Annotated in this window: 17 protein-coding genes; 13 read left to right on the top strand and 4 right to left on the bottom strand. The window is 54.3% G+C overall.

Annotation, left to right across the window (positions count from 1 at the left end):
* Positions 1-143 precede the first annotated feature (143 nt).
* The 4 genes from ACFE33_RS14650 to ACFE33_RS14635 all read left to right on the top strand — a co-directional run bounded on the left by ACFE33_RS14650 (position 144) and on the right by ACFE33_RS14635 (position 4,410).
* Positions 144-977: a hypothetical protein gene (locus ACFE33_RS14650; protein ID WP_380054941.1), complete on the top strand. Its 834-nt coding sequence runs from the start codon at positions 144-146 to the stop codon at positions 975-977.
* Between the two features lie 92 nt (positions 978-1,069).
* Complete coding sequence (locus ACFE33_RS14645; protein WP_380054939.1) at positions 1,070-2,038, top strand: endonuclease/exonuclease/phosphatase family protein; 969 nt, start codon at positions 1,070-1,072, stop codon at positions 2,036-2,038.
* Between the two features lie 126 nt (positions 2,039-2,164).
* A complete protein-coding gene (gene leuB / locus ACFE33_RS14640; protein WP_380054936.1) occupies positions 2,165-3,271 on the top strand; it encodes a 3-isopropylmalate dehydrogenase in 1,107 nt (368 codons plus the stop codon).
* Positions 3,272-3,426: 155 nt separating this feature from the next.
* On the top strand, positions 3,427-4,410 hold the full coding sequence (locus ACFE33_RS14635) for a DMT family transporter (protein ID WP_380058743.1): 984 nt from the start codon (positions 3,427-3,429) through the stop codon (positions 4,408-4,410).
* On the opposite strand, the gene ACFE33_RS14630 is transcribed toward ACFE33_RS14635, so the two are convergent.
* A complete protein-coding gene (locus ACFE33_RS14630) occupies positions 4,407-5,408 on the bottom strand; it encodes a hypothetical protein (RefSeq protein ID WP_380054933.1) in 1,002 nt (333 codons plus the stop codon). The genes ACFE33_RS14635 and ACFE33_RS14630 overlap by 4 nt on opposite strands.
* Positions 5,409-5,590: 182 nt before the next feature.
* On the opposite strand from ACFE33_RS14630, the gene ACFE33_RS14625 reads away from it, so the two are divergent.
* From ACFE33_RS14625 to ACFE33_RS14595, 7 genes are all read left to right on the top strand, one after another.
* Entirely contained in the window at positions 5,591-6,385 is a 795-nt protein-coding gene (locus ACFE33_RS14625) for a S49 family peptidase (protein ID WP_380054931.1), read from the top strand.
* 170 nt (positions 6,386-6,555) lie between these two features.
* On the top strand, positions 6,556-7,509 hold the full coding sequence (locus tag ACFE33_RS14620; protein WP_380054928.1) for a calcium/sodium antiporter: 954 nt from the start codon (positions 6,556-6,558) through the stop codon (positions 7,507-7,509).
* Positions 7,510-7,524: 15 nt separating this feature from the next.
* Positions 7,525-8,310 carry an SDR family oxidoreductase gene (locus ACFE33_RS14615; RefSeq protein WP_380054925.1) on the top strand — a complete coding sequence of 262 codons (786 nt, stop codon included), beginning with the start codon at positions 7,525-7,527 and terminating at the stop codon, positions 8,308-8,310.
* Positions 8,311-8,656: 346 nt separating this feature from the next.
* On the top strand, positions 8,657-10,495 hold the full coding sequence (gene uvrC, locus ACFE33_RS14610; RefSeq protein ID WP_380058741.1) for an excinuclease ABC subunit UvrC: 1,839 nt from the start codon (positions 8,657-8,659) through the stop codon (positions 10,493-10,495).
* A 71-nt stretch (positions 10,496-10,566) separates the two neighbouring features.
* Positions 10,567-11,238 (top strand): CDP-diacylglycerol--glycerol-3-phosphate 3-phosphatidyltransferase, encoded by a 672-nt coding sequence (pgsA, locus tag ACFE33_RS14605; protein ID WP_380054922.1) that lies wholly within the window; start codon positions 10,567-10,569, stop codon positions 11,236-11,238.
* Positions 11,231-11,479 carry a molybdopterin converting factor subunit 1 gene (gene moaD, locus ACFE33_RS14600; RefSeq protein ID WP_380054919.1) on the top strand — a complete coding sequence of 83 codons (249 nt, stop codon included), beginning with the start codon at positions 11,231-11,233 and terminating at the stop codon, positions 11,477-11,479. The genes pgsA and moaD overlap by 8 nt, the downstream gene beginning before the upstream one ends.
* Positions 11,480-11,481: 2 nt before the next feature.
* The gene (locus ACFE33_RS14595) at positions 11,482-11,928 is read left to right on the top strand and encodes a molybdenum cofactor biosynthesis protein MoaE (protein WP_380054917.1); all 447 of its coding nucleotides are present in this window, start codon (positions 11,482-11,484) and stop codon (positions 11,926-11,928) included.
* Here the strand turns inward: ACFE33_RS14595 and ACFE33_RS14590 are convergent.
* The 3 genes from ACFE33_RS14590 to ubiA are packed head-to-tail and all read right to left on the bottom strand — an operon-like array spanning position 11,925 to position 15,245.
* The gene (locus tag ACFE33_RS14590) at positions 11,925-12,254 is read right to left on the bottom strand and encodes a hypothetical protein (protein WP_380054914.1); all 330 of its coding nucleotides are present in this window, start codon (positions 12,252-12,254) and stop codon (positions 11,925-11,927) included. The genes ACFE33_RS14595 and ACFE33_RS14590 overlap by 4 nt on opposite strands.
* The gene (locus tag ACFE33_RS14585; RefSeq protein ID WP_380054912.1) at positions 12,241-14,202 is read right to left on the bottom strand and encodes an OmpA family protein; all 1,962 of its coding nucleotides are present in this window, start codon (positions 14,200-14,202) and stop codon (positions 12,241-12,243) included. The genes ACFE33_RS14590 and ACFE33_RS14585 overlap by 14 nt, the downstream gene beginning before the upstream one ends.
* A 59-nt stretch (positions 14,203-14,261) precedes the next feature.
* Positions 14,262-15,245 (bottom strand): 4-hydroxybenzoate octaprenyltransferase, encoded by a 984-nt coding sequence (ubiA, locus tag ACFE33_RS14580; protein ID WP_380054909.1) that lies wholly within the window; start codon positions 15,243-15,245, stop codon positions 14,262-14,264.
* Between the two features lie 11 nt (positions 15,246-15,256).
* On the opposite strand from ubiA, the gene ACFE33_RS14575 reads away from it, so the two are divergent.
* On the top strand, positions 15,257-15,976 hold the full coding sequence (locus ACFE33_RS14575; RefSeq protein ID WP_380054906.1) for a 16S rRNA (uracil(1498)-N(3))-methyltransferase: 720 nt from the start codon (positions 15,257-15,259) through the stop codon (positions 15,974-15,976).
* A gap of 1 nt (position 15,977) precedes the next feature.
* Positions 15,978-16,526: a hypothetical protein gene (locus ACFE33_RS14570; protein WP_380054903.1), complete on the top strand. Its 549-nt coding sequence runs from the start codon at positions 15,978-15,980 to the stop codon at positions 16,524-16,526.
* Positions 16,527-16,567 lie beyond the last annotated feature (41 nt).

Genomic DNA, 16,567 nt, shown 5'->3' with positions numbered 1-16,567 from the left:
TAGTTAACAGATACTTGCAGAACGAATTGAAAGTGGGCACCCTTCGAGCAGGAATGAGGCACCCCGTCGAATTCGGCGGGAAATTGTTGGAATAAGAGAACGGCAACAGAACCGTTTTCAGCCAACCAAGGGGAAGATGGGTAGTGGTTTCGCAACTAATGGGCGCAGTTGTGCGCGGAATACTGGTGGCGCTTCTAATAGCTTTGCCATCGATTATTGTTCCGGGGCACCATTCTGACTCGAGTCAGGTTGTCGCGCTGTTGGGAATCTTTTTGGGATTCCTGACGGCCATTGAATACGCTTCCGTATACCCGAGCCTCGTGGAGTTTCGAGACGCCCCGCCGTTTAACCGTATTCGTTACCTGAGCCTGCTCGTGATGGTGACGTTGGTTTCGGTGATTGCGGGCGATTTCGAAACTCCCTCAATTCTCGCGCGCTTCACCCATGCCGTCGGTACAGTGATCGGAAACGCGATGGACTTCCCGTATAGTCCGGTGCGTTTGTTCGTGTTGGCCTTGCCCGCAGATGCAAGCGCGAGCGTGGTCGATTTGGTGCGGGTTTCAGCGGGACTCTGCTATCTGATTTCGCTCGTATCGCTGGCGATTTTCATGATCATTTTGCGCATGGGGCACTGGCCTGCGCGTGGGGTAAGTTTCAACGTATGGGTGAATTTGCCAACGTTTGACCCGACCGCTGGGCGTGATGTTGTAGAGCGGCTGACACGCGATGCGCGCCTTAACACTATCTTAGGCTTTTTACTGCCATTTGTAGCACCAGTCGTAATGGAATCGACATCGAGCGTATTTCAAGGATTTACAATCGAGTCGCCCCAAACACTTGTGTGGACGGTTTGTGCATGGGCCTTTTTGCCAGCTTCTCTCTTTATGCGCGGTATCGCGATGGGTCGGATCGCGTATCTGATCCAAGAAAAGCGTCAGTCCACCATCGCCGAGCAGGATGGCTTGTTGCCTGCTTAATCGCACTTTTCTACTCAAATTCTCTGGCGGCACAAACGGAGTTGCGAGTCGCCACTTATTCGGTGGACTTGTCTCGCAAAGGGCCCGGTTTATTGCTACGTGATATTATTCGGGGCGAGTCCACCGATATACTGGCGGCGCAGCGCGTGATAGGGCATGTGAATCCTGACGTTATTCTGCTGATGGGTATAGATTACGATCATGGTGGCGAAACAGTTCGCGCGTTCTCGAATTCACTTGCCGCGTACGGAGCTGAGTATTCACACACATTCACTAATCTTCCGAATTCCGGCCTGCAAACGGGCATAGATATGAATGGCGATGGGCGGGCAGGGACCGCTCGGGATGCCCAAGGATACGGACGTTACGCTGGCGCGGATGGAATGGCTGTTCTTTCGCGCTATCCGATTGGAAGCGTGCGGGATTTTTCCGAAATGCTATGGGCGGAGTTCCCGAACGCGGATATGCCAATGACTCAAGGTGCTCCATTTCCTTCGAAAGAGGTTCAGGACATTCAGCGCCTCTCGACAACGGCGCACTGGGATATCCAAATTAAGACACCCGATGGTCCGCTACATCTGCTTGCCTATTCGGCAACCCCGCCTGTGTTTGACGGGCCGGAGGATATGAACGGCAAGCGAAATGCCGACGAAACACGCTTCTGGATCCGCTACATAGATGGCGATTTGGCGCAGGAACCGCCAGCCGCCCCTTTTGTTATTCTAGGGAACGCAAATCTTGATCCGCACGATGGAGAGGGCAATCGAGAGGTTATCCAAGAACTTCTCGCTCACCCTCGCATTCAAGACCCGATGCCCGCCAGTGAAGGGGGGCTTGAGGCTGTAAATACTCTTCATTTGGGCGATGCTGGGCTACACACGGCGTCTTGGGGCGAAAACCTACCCAGCAATTTGCGCGTCGACTATGTCCTTCCATCCGTGCAATTGCATGTCACAGATAGCGGTGTATTTTGGCCGCCTACATCCAGCGAGCTTGCGGGTCTGCTCAGGGGAGCAACGACCCATCACAGATTGGTATGGATCGATATGAAGATGCCTTGAAGAAACAAGATGTTCCGCGGCCAGCAGAACTTATCATATAGGGCCAATGTGGTGCTGCGGACGCTTGAATTTCTTATCTGCACGGGCTACTCCGTTCGCAACTTAGCAAATAGTCGAGGAGTCCCCATGAGCAACCCATCCATTCTGATCCTTCCTGGTGATGGTATCGGCCCTGAAGTCATGGACGAAGTCCGCAAAGTCATCACTTGGTTCGGAGATAAACGCGACATGGCGTTTGATGTTTCCGAGGATCTCGTTGGGGGCGCCGCATACGACAAGCATGGTACGCCGCTTCACGACGACACGATGGCGCGCGCTCAAGAAGTTGACGCGGTGCTCTTGGGTGCCGTTGGTGGACCCAAGTATGACGACTTGGATTTCTCGGTAAAGCCAGAGCGCGGCCTTCTTCGCCTCCGCAAGGAAATGGACCTGTTCTCGAATTTGCGTCCAGCACAGTGTTTTGATGCGCTCGCTGATTTCTCCAGCCTCAAGAAAGACGTTGTTGCTGGTCTGGATATTATCATCGTTCGCGAGTTGACGTCCGGCATCTACTTTGGTGAGCCGCGCGGTATCATCAACGAAGGAAACGAGCGCGTCGGTATCAATACCCAGCGTTACACCGAAAGCGAAATCGCGCGTGTTGCCCGTAGCGCATTTGAATTGGCGCGCCGTCGTGGCAACCGCGTTTGTTCGATGGAAAAGGCAAACGTGATGGAGAGCGGTATCCTTTGGCGCGATGTTGTCAATGAGGTGCATAAGGCCGAATACTCCGACGTTGAGCTTAGCCACATGTACGCCGACAACGGCGCGATGCAACTTGTTCGCGCGCCCAAGCAATTCGACGTGATCGTCACTGATAACCTCTTTGGCGATATTCTTTCGGATGCTGCGGCGATGCTTACGGGCTCGCTTGGCATGTTGCCTTCTGCAAGCTTGGGTGCGCCAATGGCGAACGGTCGTCCCAAGGCGCTATACGAACCGGTTCACGGCTCCGCACCTGACATCGCTGGCCAAGGGAAAGCCAACCCTATCGCCTGTATCCTGAGCTTTGCGATGGCCCTGCGCTACTCGTTTGACGCAGGTGACGAGGCAGCACGTCTTGAAGCGGCGATTGAGAAAGTTCTAGCCGATGGCGCACGTACAGCTGACCTGCTGGGACCTGATGGCGGCACACCCATCACGACCACAGAAATGGGTGATGCGATTATTGCGGCACTCGACGCTAGTCTCTGATCCGATTGTGAATATTCAGAATTGGGGGCCATGTGCCCCCTTTTTTGTTTTTTGTGGCATGATGATCTTGAAGTGACATCGAATTTGGCATCAGGTGTAACCAAACAAATCCTGTTGAAATCGCTCTATTCTTGCTGGGACTATTGATGCCGAATATTCCGTCGAACCTCAAAGGCGCGCTCTCTGCGCTTATCGCCTTTGCCATTTTTGCCACGCATGATGTGATCGTAAAGTCTCTTGGCGGGACGTATTCGGCATTTCAGATCGTGTTTTTCAGCGTTCTGCTCGGTTTCCCATTCGTGACAGTAATGTTGATGCGTGACGCAACGCACGGCACTTTGCGGCCTGTGCATCCATGGTGGATGATGGTGCGTACCTTGTCCTCTGTTGTGACGGGCGCGAGCGCGTTTTATGCCTTTGCGCATCTCCCGTTGGCGCAAGTTTACGCGATACTCTTTGCTACACCTTTAATGATTACCGTGCTCGCAATCCCCGTTTTGGGCGAACGCGTTCGCCTTCGGCGTTGGTTGGCAGTTTTTGTCGGATTGGGTGGCGTTTTGATCGTTCTGCGCCCTCAAGGGGCGGACCTTGGCGTTGGTCACCTCGCAGCATTGACCGCCGCAGTCGGAGGCGCGCTGAGTTCCATAATCGTGCGCAAAATCGGCCAAGTGGAGCGCAGCGTCGTACTGCTCCTTTATCCAATGATGGGGAACTTCATCGTGATGGGATGCATCATGCCCTTCACCTACATTCCCATGGCCGCCGCCGATTTCGGCGCAGTTGCCGTCATCGCGTTCCTCGCATTTATTGCGATGACGTTCCAGATTTATGCCTACCGCATGGGCGAAGCCGTTATCGTAGCCCCGATGCAATACTCACAAATTATCTGGGCGAGCATCTTCGGCTACTTCATCTTTAACGAAACCCTCGATCGTGGAACCATAATCGGTGCAGCGGTCATCATCGGAAGCGGCATCTATATCCTGATGCGAGAGTCATCGTCGAATGCGTCCAAGAACACACCTGTTCTTAGAACAAGAAGCCGCGTTGGCTTGCCGGGCGGACTTCGCGTGGGCGCAATGATCCGTCGAAGCGATCAGGCGCGCGGCGATCAGTCAGGCAAAGATGCGGCGAATTAAGGCGCGAATATAGTCTCAGCTTCGTCGCGAAGTTTCCGAATAGCTTCACGCACAACTGATGGTGAGATATTGTGCTTTCGGGAAATCGAGTCTGGTGACGCGTCCGCCCTTAGGCCTTCTAGAGCAATCGCGGCCATGAACTTAGGGTCATCAATTCTTGGGTCTTGCGGAACGACTTTTTTCGGTATTGGCGCGGCTTCACAGTCGATTCCGTGGCGCTCAATCAAGTCTGCCATGAAACTCCCTTTTCGTGGTGTTCCGCCCTCTTGCTCTTCGAGTCTCGGTTTCATACGGCGCGCCCAGAAGTGCACACCATGGGTCTCGTTACTTAGTTTCTCGGGGATATTGATACGGCTCTTAATCATTTGGTTTCGCTTGCCGAACGAAATTGGGTAAAATGCGGCCTCCGGAGCCGCATATTTTATCTCGCCGCTCTCGATCAGGAAATGCGTTACTGCGGCTGGCCCTGTGAAGCCCCAAGATTGCTTGGTCATGTGAACAGGGTTTCCAGCGTCGCGTTCTGCTTCCAGTTCTCTTTTTTGCCAAGGCTTTAGCCACGGCGCGATAGCATATTCGTCCTTAAAGAACTCAAGCATGTTTCCGAGCGCCTCGCTATCCTGTGGAAGACCGAGAACCGCATTGCAAACCAGCCCGGGCTTTTCCCATCCGAACACGTGTGGGTCACGGAAATCAAACGGGCGATAACAATACATGTCCGCATCTACCCATATTTTTCCCGTCTGGTGAAGCATATGAAGGCGGAACATATCTGCGTGAATGGCTGGGCTGCCCGTGCGCGCATGTCGGAGCATCGGGTTTGCACCAAAGATCGGATCAGCCGGAAGCTGTTCTATCTCATCGGGGCAGTTCGGGATGTGTTCATAGCTGTATAGCGTTACATTGTGCCCAGCGCGCGCAAAACTTACGAGGCAAAGCTGCTCAAGCCATGAGAGTTTCCCGCCAATCCAAAGCGTCGCAATTTCGGGTAATTTTCGCATTGTCAGCCCTAGGGTGAGTATCAGTATGCCACGAGTTTCTAGTCTAGATGCTAACTGTTTGAGGCGTATGTTGAAAGCTGTTGATATGGCGGATTGGAGCGCAATTGGGTAACTGCGCAACAGTTATCCGAGATTTCGTCCCTGCCCTTGTTCGGTGCAATCACGCAGCCTACATGCCATACATGAAAAGATTTATCCCCTTCGTTAAGTCAGAGCCAAGAGTCGCGGTTGTACGGCTTCAGGGCGTGATTTCAGCATCTGGTCGTGGCGCGTTGAATGCGGCCTCTGTCGGGCCTGTGTTGGAGCGCGCTTTTCGGCGCGGCAAGCCTGTTGCGGTTGCGTTATTGATCAACTCCCCTGGTGGATCGCCCGTTCAGAGTGCGTTGATTGGCGCACACATCCGCAGCTTGTCGGATGAATTGAGCATTCCAGTTTATGCATTTGTCGAGGACGTGGCCGCGTCTGGGGGGTATTGGCTTGCATCTGCTGCGGATGAAATCTGGGCCGATGCCGCGTCGATCGTTGGCAGCATTGGCGTGATCTCGTCGGGCTTTGGTATGGTCGGATTGCTAGAAAAAATCGGCGTGGAGCGTCGGATTTATACGGCTGGTAAGTCAAAAAGCACGAATGATCCATTCCTCCCTGAGAAGCCTGCTGATGTGAAGCGTCTAAAGGTGCTGCTTGAGCAAATGCACGATGTGTTCAAAGAACAAATAGATTCGCGTCGCGGCGATAAGCTCGCCGATAAAGATCTGTTCACGGGCGAGTACTGGATTGGAAAACAAGCGCTTGAGCTTGGGCTTGTTGATGGGCTTGCACACATGATGCCAAAAATGCGAGAGCAGTACGGCGAGAAGGTCAATTTCGTGCGCTACGGTCCAAAGAAACCGTTGCTGCGACGTTTTGGGGCACAGCTACTTGGGGATGCTGTTGAGAAAATCGAAGAGCGCGGTGAGTTCGCCCGATTTGGGCTTTAGCCGTGATTAAGGTCGTCAGCTTATTTTTGATCGGGATGTTGGTTCTGGCGATGTTTGGCCGGCTCCGGTACCCGGGTCATAAGCAGGTCGCACGGGCAAAATGCGAGACATGCGGACGGGTACGATTTCGTAAATCGCCTTGCCGATGTCAAAGGGATAAAGGTTAGAATATGCTCGAATGGTTAATGGTGGGTTTGGGGCTCGTCATACTTTTGTTGTCTGGTGACTTACTTGTTCGAGGCGCAGTGAACCTGTCCTTGCGTTTGGGCATTCCGCCTCTGATTGTGAGTCTGACCATCGTTGCATTCGGCACTTCGGCGCCCGAGCTTTTGATTACGATTGAAGCAGTTCGCGATAACCTTTCGGGTATGGCGCTGGGGAATGTCATTGGTTCGAATACTGCGAACGTGTTGTTAGTATTGGGTATTCCTGCACTCATCACGACGATGCACACCGCAGAGTGTAACACCCGCAAAAACTATATCTTCATGATGGGCGCGTCACTTTTGTTCGCAGCCCTTTGTTTTATGGGGCCCCTCCGCTGGCCGCATGGTTTGGTTTTGCTTGGTGCACTCGCCTATATCCTGATCGATGCAGGCCGCGAGGCCGTCCGTCACCGTGCGGACGCTTGCGACGCGCCTATCGATCTTGAAGAGGTGGAGGGCGCAGACCCGAAAATCTCGGGCTGGTCGATTGCATTCTTTCTTGTCATTGGCTTGATCGGCTTGCCGCTTGGTGCGGACATTCTAGTCAATAATTCTGTGATCATTGCGGGCCGATTTGGCCTAAGCGATACCGTGATCGGCCTTACACTTGTTGCTATCGGAACATCGCTGCCCGAGTTGGCGACGACAGTTATGGCAGCGCTTCGTCGGCAGGCGGATGTCGCGTTGGGCAATGTGATCGGCAGCAATATGTTTAACCTTCTGGCCATCATGGGGATCGGTTCGCTAATCGGTCCAATCCAGATTTCTGAGCAGGTGCTTCAATTCGATCTCTGGGTAATGATGGCGGCGTCGCTGTTCCTTTTGCCTTTTGTGTATCTGGGTTGGAATTTGACGCGCATTTGGGGCATCGTTTTGACGGGCGCATATGCCGCGTATCTGGCGGTCGTCCTGATGTAATCAGAGGAGGGCACGATGCAGCAACGAGCTTTGATAACGGGCGCGGGTGCGCGCTTGGGGCAGGCAATGGCCGTGTATCTGGCGGGACGCGGTTTTGATGTGGCCGTTCACTATGCCAGCTCGGTTGATGGCGCCCAAGAGACCGTTGCCAAGATTCGAGAACTTGGTCGAAATGCCGAGGTGCTTCAGGCTGACTTGCTCGACTTGGATCAATGCGAGACGCTGGTAGATCGCGCGCGTGAGCTTCTTGGCGGGGATATTACGTGTTTGGTCAACAATGCGTCGATCTTTGAATACGACACCTTGGAAACGGCAACGCGCGAAACTTGGGACCGGCATATGATGTCGAACTTCCACGCACCGTTCATTTTGACACAGAAGTTTGCTGCACAGGTGCCAGACCTAGACCCAAAGAGCGTGGCGGGCAAAAAACTCATGATCGTCAATATGGTCGATCAACGTGTTCGCAAACTGACACCCGAGTTTATGACATACTCGCTAGCAAAGCAGGCGCTCTGGAACCTGACGCAAACCTCCGCGCAGGCCTTGGCGCCTCGTATACGAGTGAATGCAATTGGGCCGGGAACAACGCTTAAAGGATTACGCCAGACCGACGAGCATTTTGCGTCACAGCGTCGTAGAAGCCTTCTGGAGCGTGGGGCAGATGTTTCAGATATAACTGCTGCCCTTGGGTACTTTCTTGATGCGCAGGCCGTTACTGGACAGCTGCTTTGTGTTGATGGCGGGCAGCACCTCACGTGGAAAACACGTGACATTATAGGCGATATTGGAAACAATTAGATGGGTAGCGGCGAGGACTTGTCCACCTATCACAAATAGTTAACGAAACTGTCACAGTTTTGTTAATGTTTTCAGGGGTTTGCTGAGGTGTCGAAAAAGTTTCATTTGTTTTCAGCGCGTTACCCTTCTGCCTAATAATTGTGCAACGCATGCATTATACCCAAAATAAAGGGAAAACGCGCGATCACGGAAACTTATCAACGTAGTTATCCACAGAAACCGTGGACATATTTTCTCTTGCTCCCAGAGCGAATAGATTGCAGCGCAGAATGGAATCACAAATATGAATGATACTTCGGATACGACGGGCCAAGCTGCTGAAACATTTGCAACATCTGCGCCGCTCATGGGCCATGCGCGGGTTCAGGGATACTTGCATACATTAGACAGCTCGCCCGGCGTTTACCGAATGCTCGATAGCGAAGCGCGGGTTCTCTATGTGGGGAAGGCCCGAAATCTTCGTAAGCGCGTTTCAAATTATGCGAATCCTAACGGTCACACCGGACGTATTTTGCGGATGATCTCAGAAACCGCAGAAATGATGTTCCTGACGACCCGCACCGAGACCGAGGCGCTCTTGCTTGAGCAGAATTTGATCAAGCAACTTAAGCCCAAGTACAACGTGCTGCTGCGCGATGATAAGAGCTTTGCGAATATTCTGGTTTCAAAGGAGCATAGCTTTCCGCCAGTTCGTAAACATCGTGGTCGCAAGAGTACCAAGGGGAATTACTATGGACCTTTTGCCAGCGCGGGCGCTGTGAACCGAACCCTGAACCAACTTCAGAAAGTGTTCTTGCTCCGCGACTGTTCCGACACAACCTTCGAGAGTCGCACGCGCCCGTGTTTGCAATATCAGATCAAGCGGTGCTCTGCGCCGTGCGTTGGTCTGATCAGCAAGGAAGACTATGCGAAGATGGTCGGTGACGCCGAGCGTTTCTTACAGGGAAAATCGACTAACGTGCAGTCCACTCTGGCGGACGAAATGGCCAGAGCAAGCGAGGCGCTGGAGTTTGAGCGTGCCGCCGCATTGCGTGACCGTATCAAGGCGTTGACACAGGTGCAGCAGAGTCAGGGTATTAACCCGCGAAGTGTGGCCGAGGCAGATATCGTATCCCTGCATCTTGAGGATGGGCAGGCCTGTGTTCAGGTGTTCTTTGTGCGCGCCAATCAGAACTGGGGCAATCGAGATTTCTATCCACGTGTCGGCGCGGATATTTCGCCCGCTGAGGTGCTGGAGGCGTTTCTTGGACAGTTCTACGACAATAAGGTTCCGCCGAAACAAGTCCTTCTGTCGCATGATATCGAAAATCGCGATCTTATGGCCGAAGCGCTGAGCCAGAAAGCCAATCGTAAAGTCGAGGTTTTGGTGCCGCAACGAGGCGAAAAGCATGAGTTAGTCGTAAACGCCAGCCGCAACGCCCGCGAGAGTTTGGCGCGCAAAATGTCGGAGACAGCCGCGCAGTCCAAACTCCTTGCCGGTATTGCCGAAGCGTTTGAACTCCCGGCGCCACCCAAGCGGATTGAGGTTTATGACAACTCGCATATCTCGGGCACCCACGCGGTCGGGGGGATGATTGTGGCGGGGCCAGAAGGTTTTATTAAGAACCAGTATCGCAAGTTCAACATAAAGGGCGACGAAGTCACGCCTGGCGACGACTTTGGCATGATGAAAGAGGTCCTGACCCGACGTTTCAAGCGGCTGTTGAAGGAAGACCCAGATCGTTCCAGCGGGACATGGCCTGATTTGTTGCTTATTGATGGTGGCGCGGGGCAGGTGAGCGCTGTGCGTGAAATTATGAACGAGTATGGTGTCGGCGATATTCCAATGGTCGGTGTCGCCAAAGGCGTGGACCGCGATCACGGCAAAGAGGAATTCCACCGCACGGGCAAACGCCCCATGGCGCTACGGCATAACGATCCGGTGTTGTATTTCATCCAGCGTATGCGTGATGAGGCACACCGCTTCGCAATTGGAACACACCGTGCCAAACGGGCCAAGGCCTTTGGTGCAACTCCGCTAGACGCCATTCCGGGCGTAGGTGCCGCGCGCAAACGAGCTCTTCTGGCGCATTTCGGAAGCTCCAAAGCGGTCTCGCGCGCGGGGTTGGCGGACCTCAAAGCTGTAGACGGAATATCCGACGCACTTGCGGAAACGCTATATGACTATTTTCACGAAAAGGGTTAAGACGATAAAAAATCGTGAATAAATTCATAAACCCACTCCCTTAGAGGAACCAAAGAGGCTAACAAGAGCGTATGACTTGGAACTTACCGAATATTCTGACCATTGGTCGTTTGCTCGCGGCGCCGTTTCTTGCGTTTGCGTTTGTTTTTCTGCCGCGCGGCTTGGCGGATTGGGTGGCTATCGTGCTTTTCGTCGGTGCGGCACTCACTGATTATATCGACGGATACCTTGCTCGAAAATGGAAGCAAGAAAGTAAGTTCGGCGCGATGCTGGACCCGATTGCCGACAAGGCGATGGTGGTGATCGCGCTTATGATCTTGGTCGGGGCGTGGGATATGTATCCCTATGTTGTGTTCCCTGCTGCGCTGATCATGTTCCGCGAAGTGTTCGTGAGCGGTCTGCGGGAGTTCCTCGGCGCGGATGCGGGGAAGCTTCAGGTAACGAAACTGGCCAAATGGAAAACTACGGCACAGATGGTGGCGATTTCACTTCTGTTTGCGCAGGGCGTGTTTGAACATCATTTCTGGGCAAATACCGTGGGAATGGATGACGGCATTGTTTCGAGTGTGCTGTCGGGTAATACCGAAGATGAAATGGGGCTTTGGTTCCTGCGCACTGGCGCCTTGGCGACGCATTACGCAGGGCTTTGGGTGTTGTGGATCGCAGCGGCGCTCACGCTGATTACAGGGTGGGATTACTTTAATAAGTCGCGTCCTTATCTTGTGGATGAGCCAGATGCTTGATGTCATGTATTTCGCATGGGTGCGCGAGCGGATCGGCATTCCCAAAGAGAAGGTCGATACTTCTGCGGCAACCGTGATGGACCTCGTGAATGAGTTGCGTGCGCGCGAAGAGCGATATGCCCTAGCGTTTGCCGACCTTGGGGCACTTAGGGTTGCTGTTGATCAGGAGCTGACCGAATTTGATGCTCCGCTTGCCGATGCCCGCGAGGTTGCGTTTTTCCCGCCGATGACGGGGGGCTGACCTTGGACATTCGGGTTCAGGAAAGCGCCTTTGACGCGGGAGCGGAACTCAATCGATTTACCGCGCAAGCTAAGCGGGCAGGCGCAGTTGTTTCCTTTACTGGCATCGTTCGCGACACGCCTGATGGCGATCTAGAGCGCATGGAAATTGAGCACTATCCCGGAATGACAGAGCGTGCGCTTGTCGATATTGCGCAATCGGCCATTGATCGCTGGGAAATATCTGATGTGCTGGTCATCCACCGCTTTGGTGCCCTAACGGCTGGCGAAACGATCATGATGGTCGCGACCGCCTCCAAGCACCGTGTTGCGGCGTTCGAAGCTGCTGAATACCTGATGGATTATCTAAAATCCCGCGCTCCGTTTTGGAAGAAAGAGTTCACCAAATCGGGGGCTGAATGGGTCGAGTCAAAATCGGATGACGAAAACGCCCTTGGCCGCTGGACCTAGGCGTTACTGTTCGCTTTTTCGATGTATGCGCGAAGGTCCTCGGACTCTTGGCGTGCGTTTCTAAGGCCATCCATTGCCGCCTTTAGTTCCGCTTCGGTTTGCGAAATGTGATTGGCCAGCTCTGTTTCGCGCTGTTCAAGATAGGTGATCGCCTGATCTCTGAGTTCTTCTGCCTCGTGAAGCGCTTGTGCCATTTTTTCCAGTTCGCCGATATCGGCCTTCGAAACGCGGCTAAACCGATGCACCAGCCAGTTGGCAAACCAGCCCAGCATAAAGCTCACGAATAGGATAATCGCTGTTGCGGCAATAAACTCAATTCTGTTCATCCGTGGCCTCTTGCTCTGCTGTCTCGGGCGTTTCTTCTTGTTCTGCGTCGGCGTCTGCCTCGCTGGTTTCTTCTACGCCTTCTTCTTCTGTTTCGCTAGATGCCTCTTCACTTTCATCTGCCGGCTGTGACCCTTCTGGCGGGAGGAGGGTAAATTCGATGCGGCGATTGTCTTCGCGGCCTTCTTCTGTGTCGTTGTCCGCGATCGGGCGTGTTTCGCCATAACCTTGCGCGGTAAGGTTGCCCGTCAGGACACGACGCGCCATGAGAGCGTTCACAACCGCTTCGGCGCGGGCTTGAGAAAGGTCAAAGTTCATTGACTCGCGGCCTTGGCTGTCGGTGTGTCCTGCGATTTCCATCGGTACGGCTTCGCACTCCTTCATGAGAGAGGCGATTTGGTCGATGGATGAATTAGCCGCGGCGTCGATTCTGTCCGCACCGGGAGCAAACGTAATTTTGTTCGCCTGAATAACCGCGTTAATCGATGCAACGCATTCCTCAGGGGTGGGAAGGGCGGCGATAGGATCGAGCGCTTCGACATATTCCACGTCGAATTCAACGTCGGTATTTTCGGGAAGCTGCGTCGCTAACATCGCGGCAAGCTGGGCGTTGGTGTCTTGGTTGCCTGTCACTCCCTTAATCGAAAGGTGCTCTGCGTCGACCAAAACCGATCCGTTGTTCAATTCGGCGAGCGCGGCAATCCCCGAGAATACGCGCATTGGCCACCCAGCGGGCAGATCGGGATCAAGGCTAAGTGGTGCATATACTGCGTCGCGTCCGAAGCGTGCGCGGGCATAGCTTTGGGCCGCTTTGCGAACACGATCGTTCGGCACCCAGCCGCGCAGTTGCACTTGACCTTCTGGGCTTAGCGTGGCGACAAACTCTGCGGCGCCTTCTTCTTTCTCTTCTTCTTCCTCAGTTTCGGGCAGGGTTGCCGAGAGAGAGAAGAGTTGCGGAAGGTCCGCTTCTAGTTCTGCGACTGTTGTGTTGAAGAGTGTCGCGTCTGTGCCTTCTGGCGCGATCAGGGTTACATCTGCGTCAACGAAATTGAGCGTGCCGCCACCCAATCGCGAAACCGCGCGGATGCCTCTCTCAACGGCTTCGCCCCAACGTGTGGAGGGAACGCCAAGGCCAAGCGTACAGTTCGCCCGTCCGGTTAGTCCCGCTGCTTGTGCGGCGGCCAGAATGCGCGCCTGCGTTGTGACGGTATCCGCTGCGCAGGCATCAAAACGCGCCTCTCCGTTTTCTGAAACAAACCGAAGCGTGAAGGGTGTGAGAACAGGGCGCGGCGCCGAGATTTCAAGGATAAACCGTGCGTTTTTTGGCGCGGCACGGCGCAGGCGGCTCTCAAGTCGCGCGCGCTCTTCTTGTGATCCGCTTACCGCGTTCACCAGAATCGTGTCAGACGACAGCGAGATTTTGGAGCGGTCAAGTTGGCGCAGGGCATAGGTCCCGAACAGCATCGCTTCGCCCCAACCATCGGGAGCGGGGTACTGTGCCTTCTGAAGTAGATCAACGATTGGTCGTCCCTTCGCAGCAGAACGCAAGTCTTCGAGGAAACCGCTGTGGTCATACTCGCCGGGAATAAGGCCAATCAGCGATATGCCGTCGGAGTTCTGAAGGATTTCAATCGAGAAACGTGGGGCCGTAATTCCTTCGGCTTCGGCGACTGTGATGAAGTCTGTAATTCGCGCGGCATCGACCACTGTGCCTGCTGCCGAAAGTGCACGAAAACGCGCGGCTTCGGTTGGGGCGGTCCCTGTGACTGTAATCACAAGGCCGTCACCCTCCACGTGCGCCCACGACATTTGCTGCTCGTTCAGGGTGTTTTCAACCGCACTAACGGATCGCTGTTCTATTACACCAACTGCGAAATAGGCCGCCCCAACGGACAGCAAGGCCGCAGCAACTACCGAAAGGAAGGCGACCAGTGTGGAATGAGAGCGCATATAAGCCCCGATATCGTTTCGTTCGGCCAATGTTTATGCGCTCTGTGAGTGGTGTTCAATCACAGGAGAAGCGATGCGGCGAAAAACAGCACAGGGATGAGCCCTGCGTCCCGATTTGATCGAAACAATCTAAGACATACATCGGTGTCATCGCCATCAAAATGGCGCATCTGCCACGCAAGGTGCCAGCCCATCGCCCATGGCCCACCCAATGCCACAACAATCGCGAGCGCGTGCGCGTTTGGCGTCATCGCTAGGACAACCGCCGCCCCCATCAGGACAACAACGCCCATCAGAAAATAGCGAAGCGCGACAATCGTTTTGTCGCCGAATAAGCGCGCCGTCGATTTGATCCCAATCAGGGCGTCGTCTTCTTTGTCTTGGTGGGCATAGACGGTGTCGTAGAACAGTGTCCACATGATCCCAGCCAGATAGAGCAAGATAACCGCCCAATCGATCGCGTCACGATGTGCAGTATAGGCAACTAATGCGCCCCAGTTGAACGCAATGCCAAGGAAAACTTGCGGCCACCACGTAAAGCGTTTGGCAAACGGATAAATCGCCACTGGACCAAGCGAGATAAGGCCAAGGATGATTGCAGGAAGCGGGAAGGTCAGCAGGATAAGCCCTGCCACGCCCATCTGCACCGCCATCCAGATTGCTGCGCCACGGACGCTGACCTGGCCTGACGGAATAGGGCGGGATTTGGTACGCTCTACCCGACCGTCAAAATTGCGGTCGGTAATGTCATTCCACGTACAGCCCGCGCCACGCATCAGGAACGCGCCAATGCCACAACCGACAGCAATCCAAAGGTCCATAAATGATGCTGATCCAGTTCCAAGCATCGCAAGGCCAAGCCCCCAAAGGCAGGGCAGGTAAAGGAGCCACGTCCCCACAGGGCGATCCGCACGAGACAGGCGCAGATATGGGCGCGTCGGGGCAGGCGCAAAGCGATCAACCCAATTGCCTGATTTTGCGTCTTTAACAGGGGCGTCAGAATTTGCTTCGTTCACCTCTGGAAGTTCGTTTAGGTCGGGCATAAGTTGAGTCCATGAGTGCAAAGATTAGACTGTATGTAGAACACGCATTGGGGGTTGGGCAAACCATTCCTCTAGAACGCGATCAGGCGCATTACCTGTTTGGCGTTATGCGACTCACTGTCGGAGCGCATGTGGCGCTGTTCAATGGCCGCGATGGAGAATATCTGGCGCGTGTTGTCGAAGCGGGAAAGCGTGGCGGCGTACTTGAATGCGAAGCGCAAACTGCTTCGCTACAGATGCCGCCCGACCTGTGGTTATGCTTTGCACCGATCAAGAAAGCGCGCACTGACTTTATCGTTGAGAAGGCCGCCGAGATGGGCGCCGCGCGCATTTGCCCGATACAGACGGAATACACCAACTCCGAGCGCATACGGCGTGATCGCCTTCAGGCCCATGCAATAGAAGCCGCAGAGCAATGCGGCGGAACCTATGTGCCCGAAGTCGCAGATTTACAAAAGCTGGATCGACTGCTCGCTGATTGGCCCGCAGATCGCAACATTATGTTCTGCGACGAAGAACTGGCGGGAGCAGGGGCAGCTTTGGCGCAGGAAAACGGCGGCAAATGGGCCATCTTGATTGGTCCCGAGGGCGGTTTTTCAGCGACAGAGCGCAAACGGCTGCACGCGATGGAGAACGCCTATCCCGTGAGCTTGGGACCGCGGATTCTGCGGGCTGATACGGCGGCGGTGGCCGCGATTGCGCTGTGGCAGGTTCGGTTCGGGGATTGGTAGAATGAGCTTTGTTCGCGCAGAAGTCGTCGAAAGCATACGTCGCTATCAAGAAGCACTTTGGGGCGTCGCATTCTTCCTGATTGGATCATATGGCGCTTTTCAGGGTGGGTTTATCTCACTTGCATCTATTCCAGTAATCGTCGCGGGCGCTGCGATCGCATTCCTCGGAGCGCGCCGCGCGCGGTTCAGAGGGCTTAGGGCCAAGGCTCCGATGTCTGATGGGGTGGTCGAAGTTGTCGAGCATGAGCTTACGTTTTTCTCAAGTGGTATCGGCGCAAAAATAGCGGTCGATCAGGTCGTAAAGATCGAGATTGAAACCAATGATCTTGGCCCCGCCGAAGAAGATATGTTCTGGGTGTTTTACCAACGCGCGGCCCAACCCGTCAGAATCCCTTCTGGTGCAGTAGGCGGAGATGATCTCTTTGATGCGCTCGTGGCATTCCCCGGTGCAGATTACGAACGGGTGATTGCCGCCACCAGTAGCCACACGAATAACCGCTTTCTCGTCTGGCAGGACGATGCCTATTTCTCTCGTCGGATGTTGCATTGACATCCCGTCCGTTTCCCACGACCAATGAGGTCCCGCAAAAA

Origin of the sequence: Falsihalocynthiibacter sp. SS001, from assembly GCF_042445055.1 — a bacterium.
GTDB lineage: Bacteria > Pseudomonadota > Alphaproteobacteria > Rhodobacterales > Rhodobacteraceae > Falsihalocynthiibacter.
The sequence above is the reverse complement of the archived record's forward strand: the minus strand, read 5'-3'. Positions and strand labels throughout refer to the sequence as shown.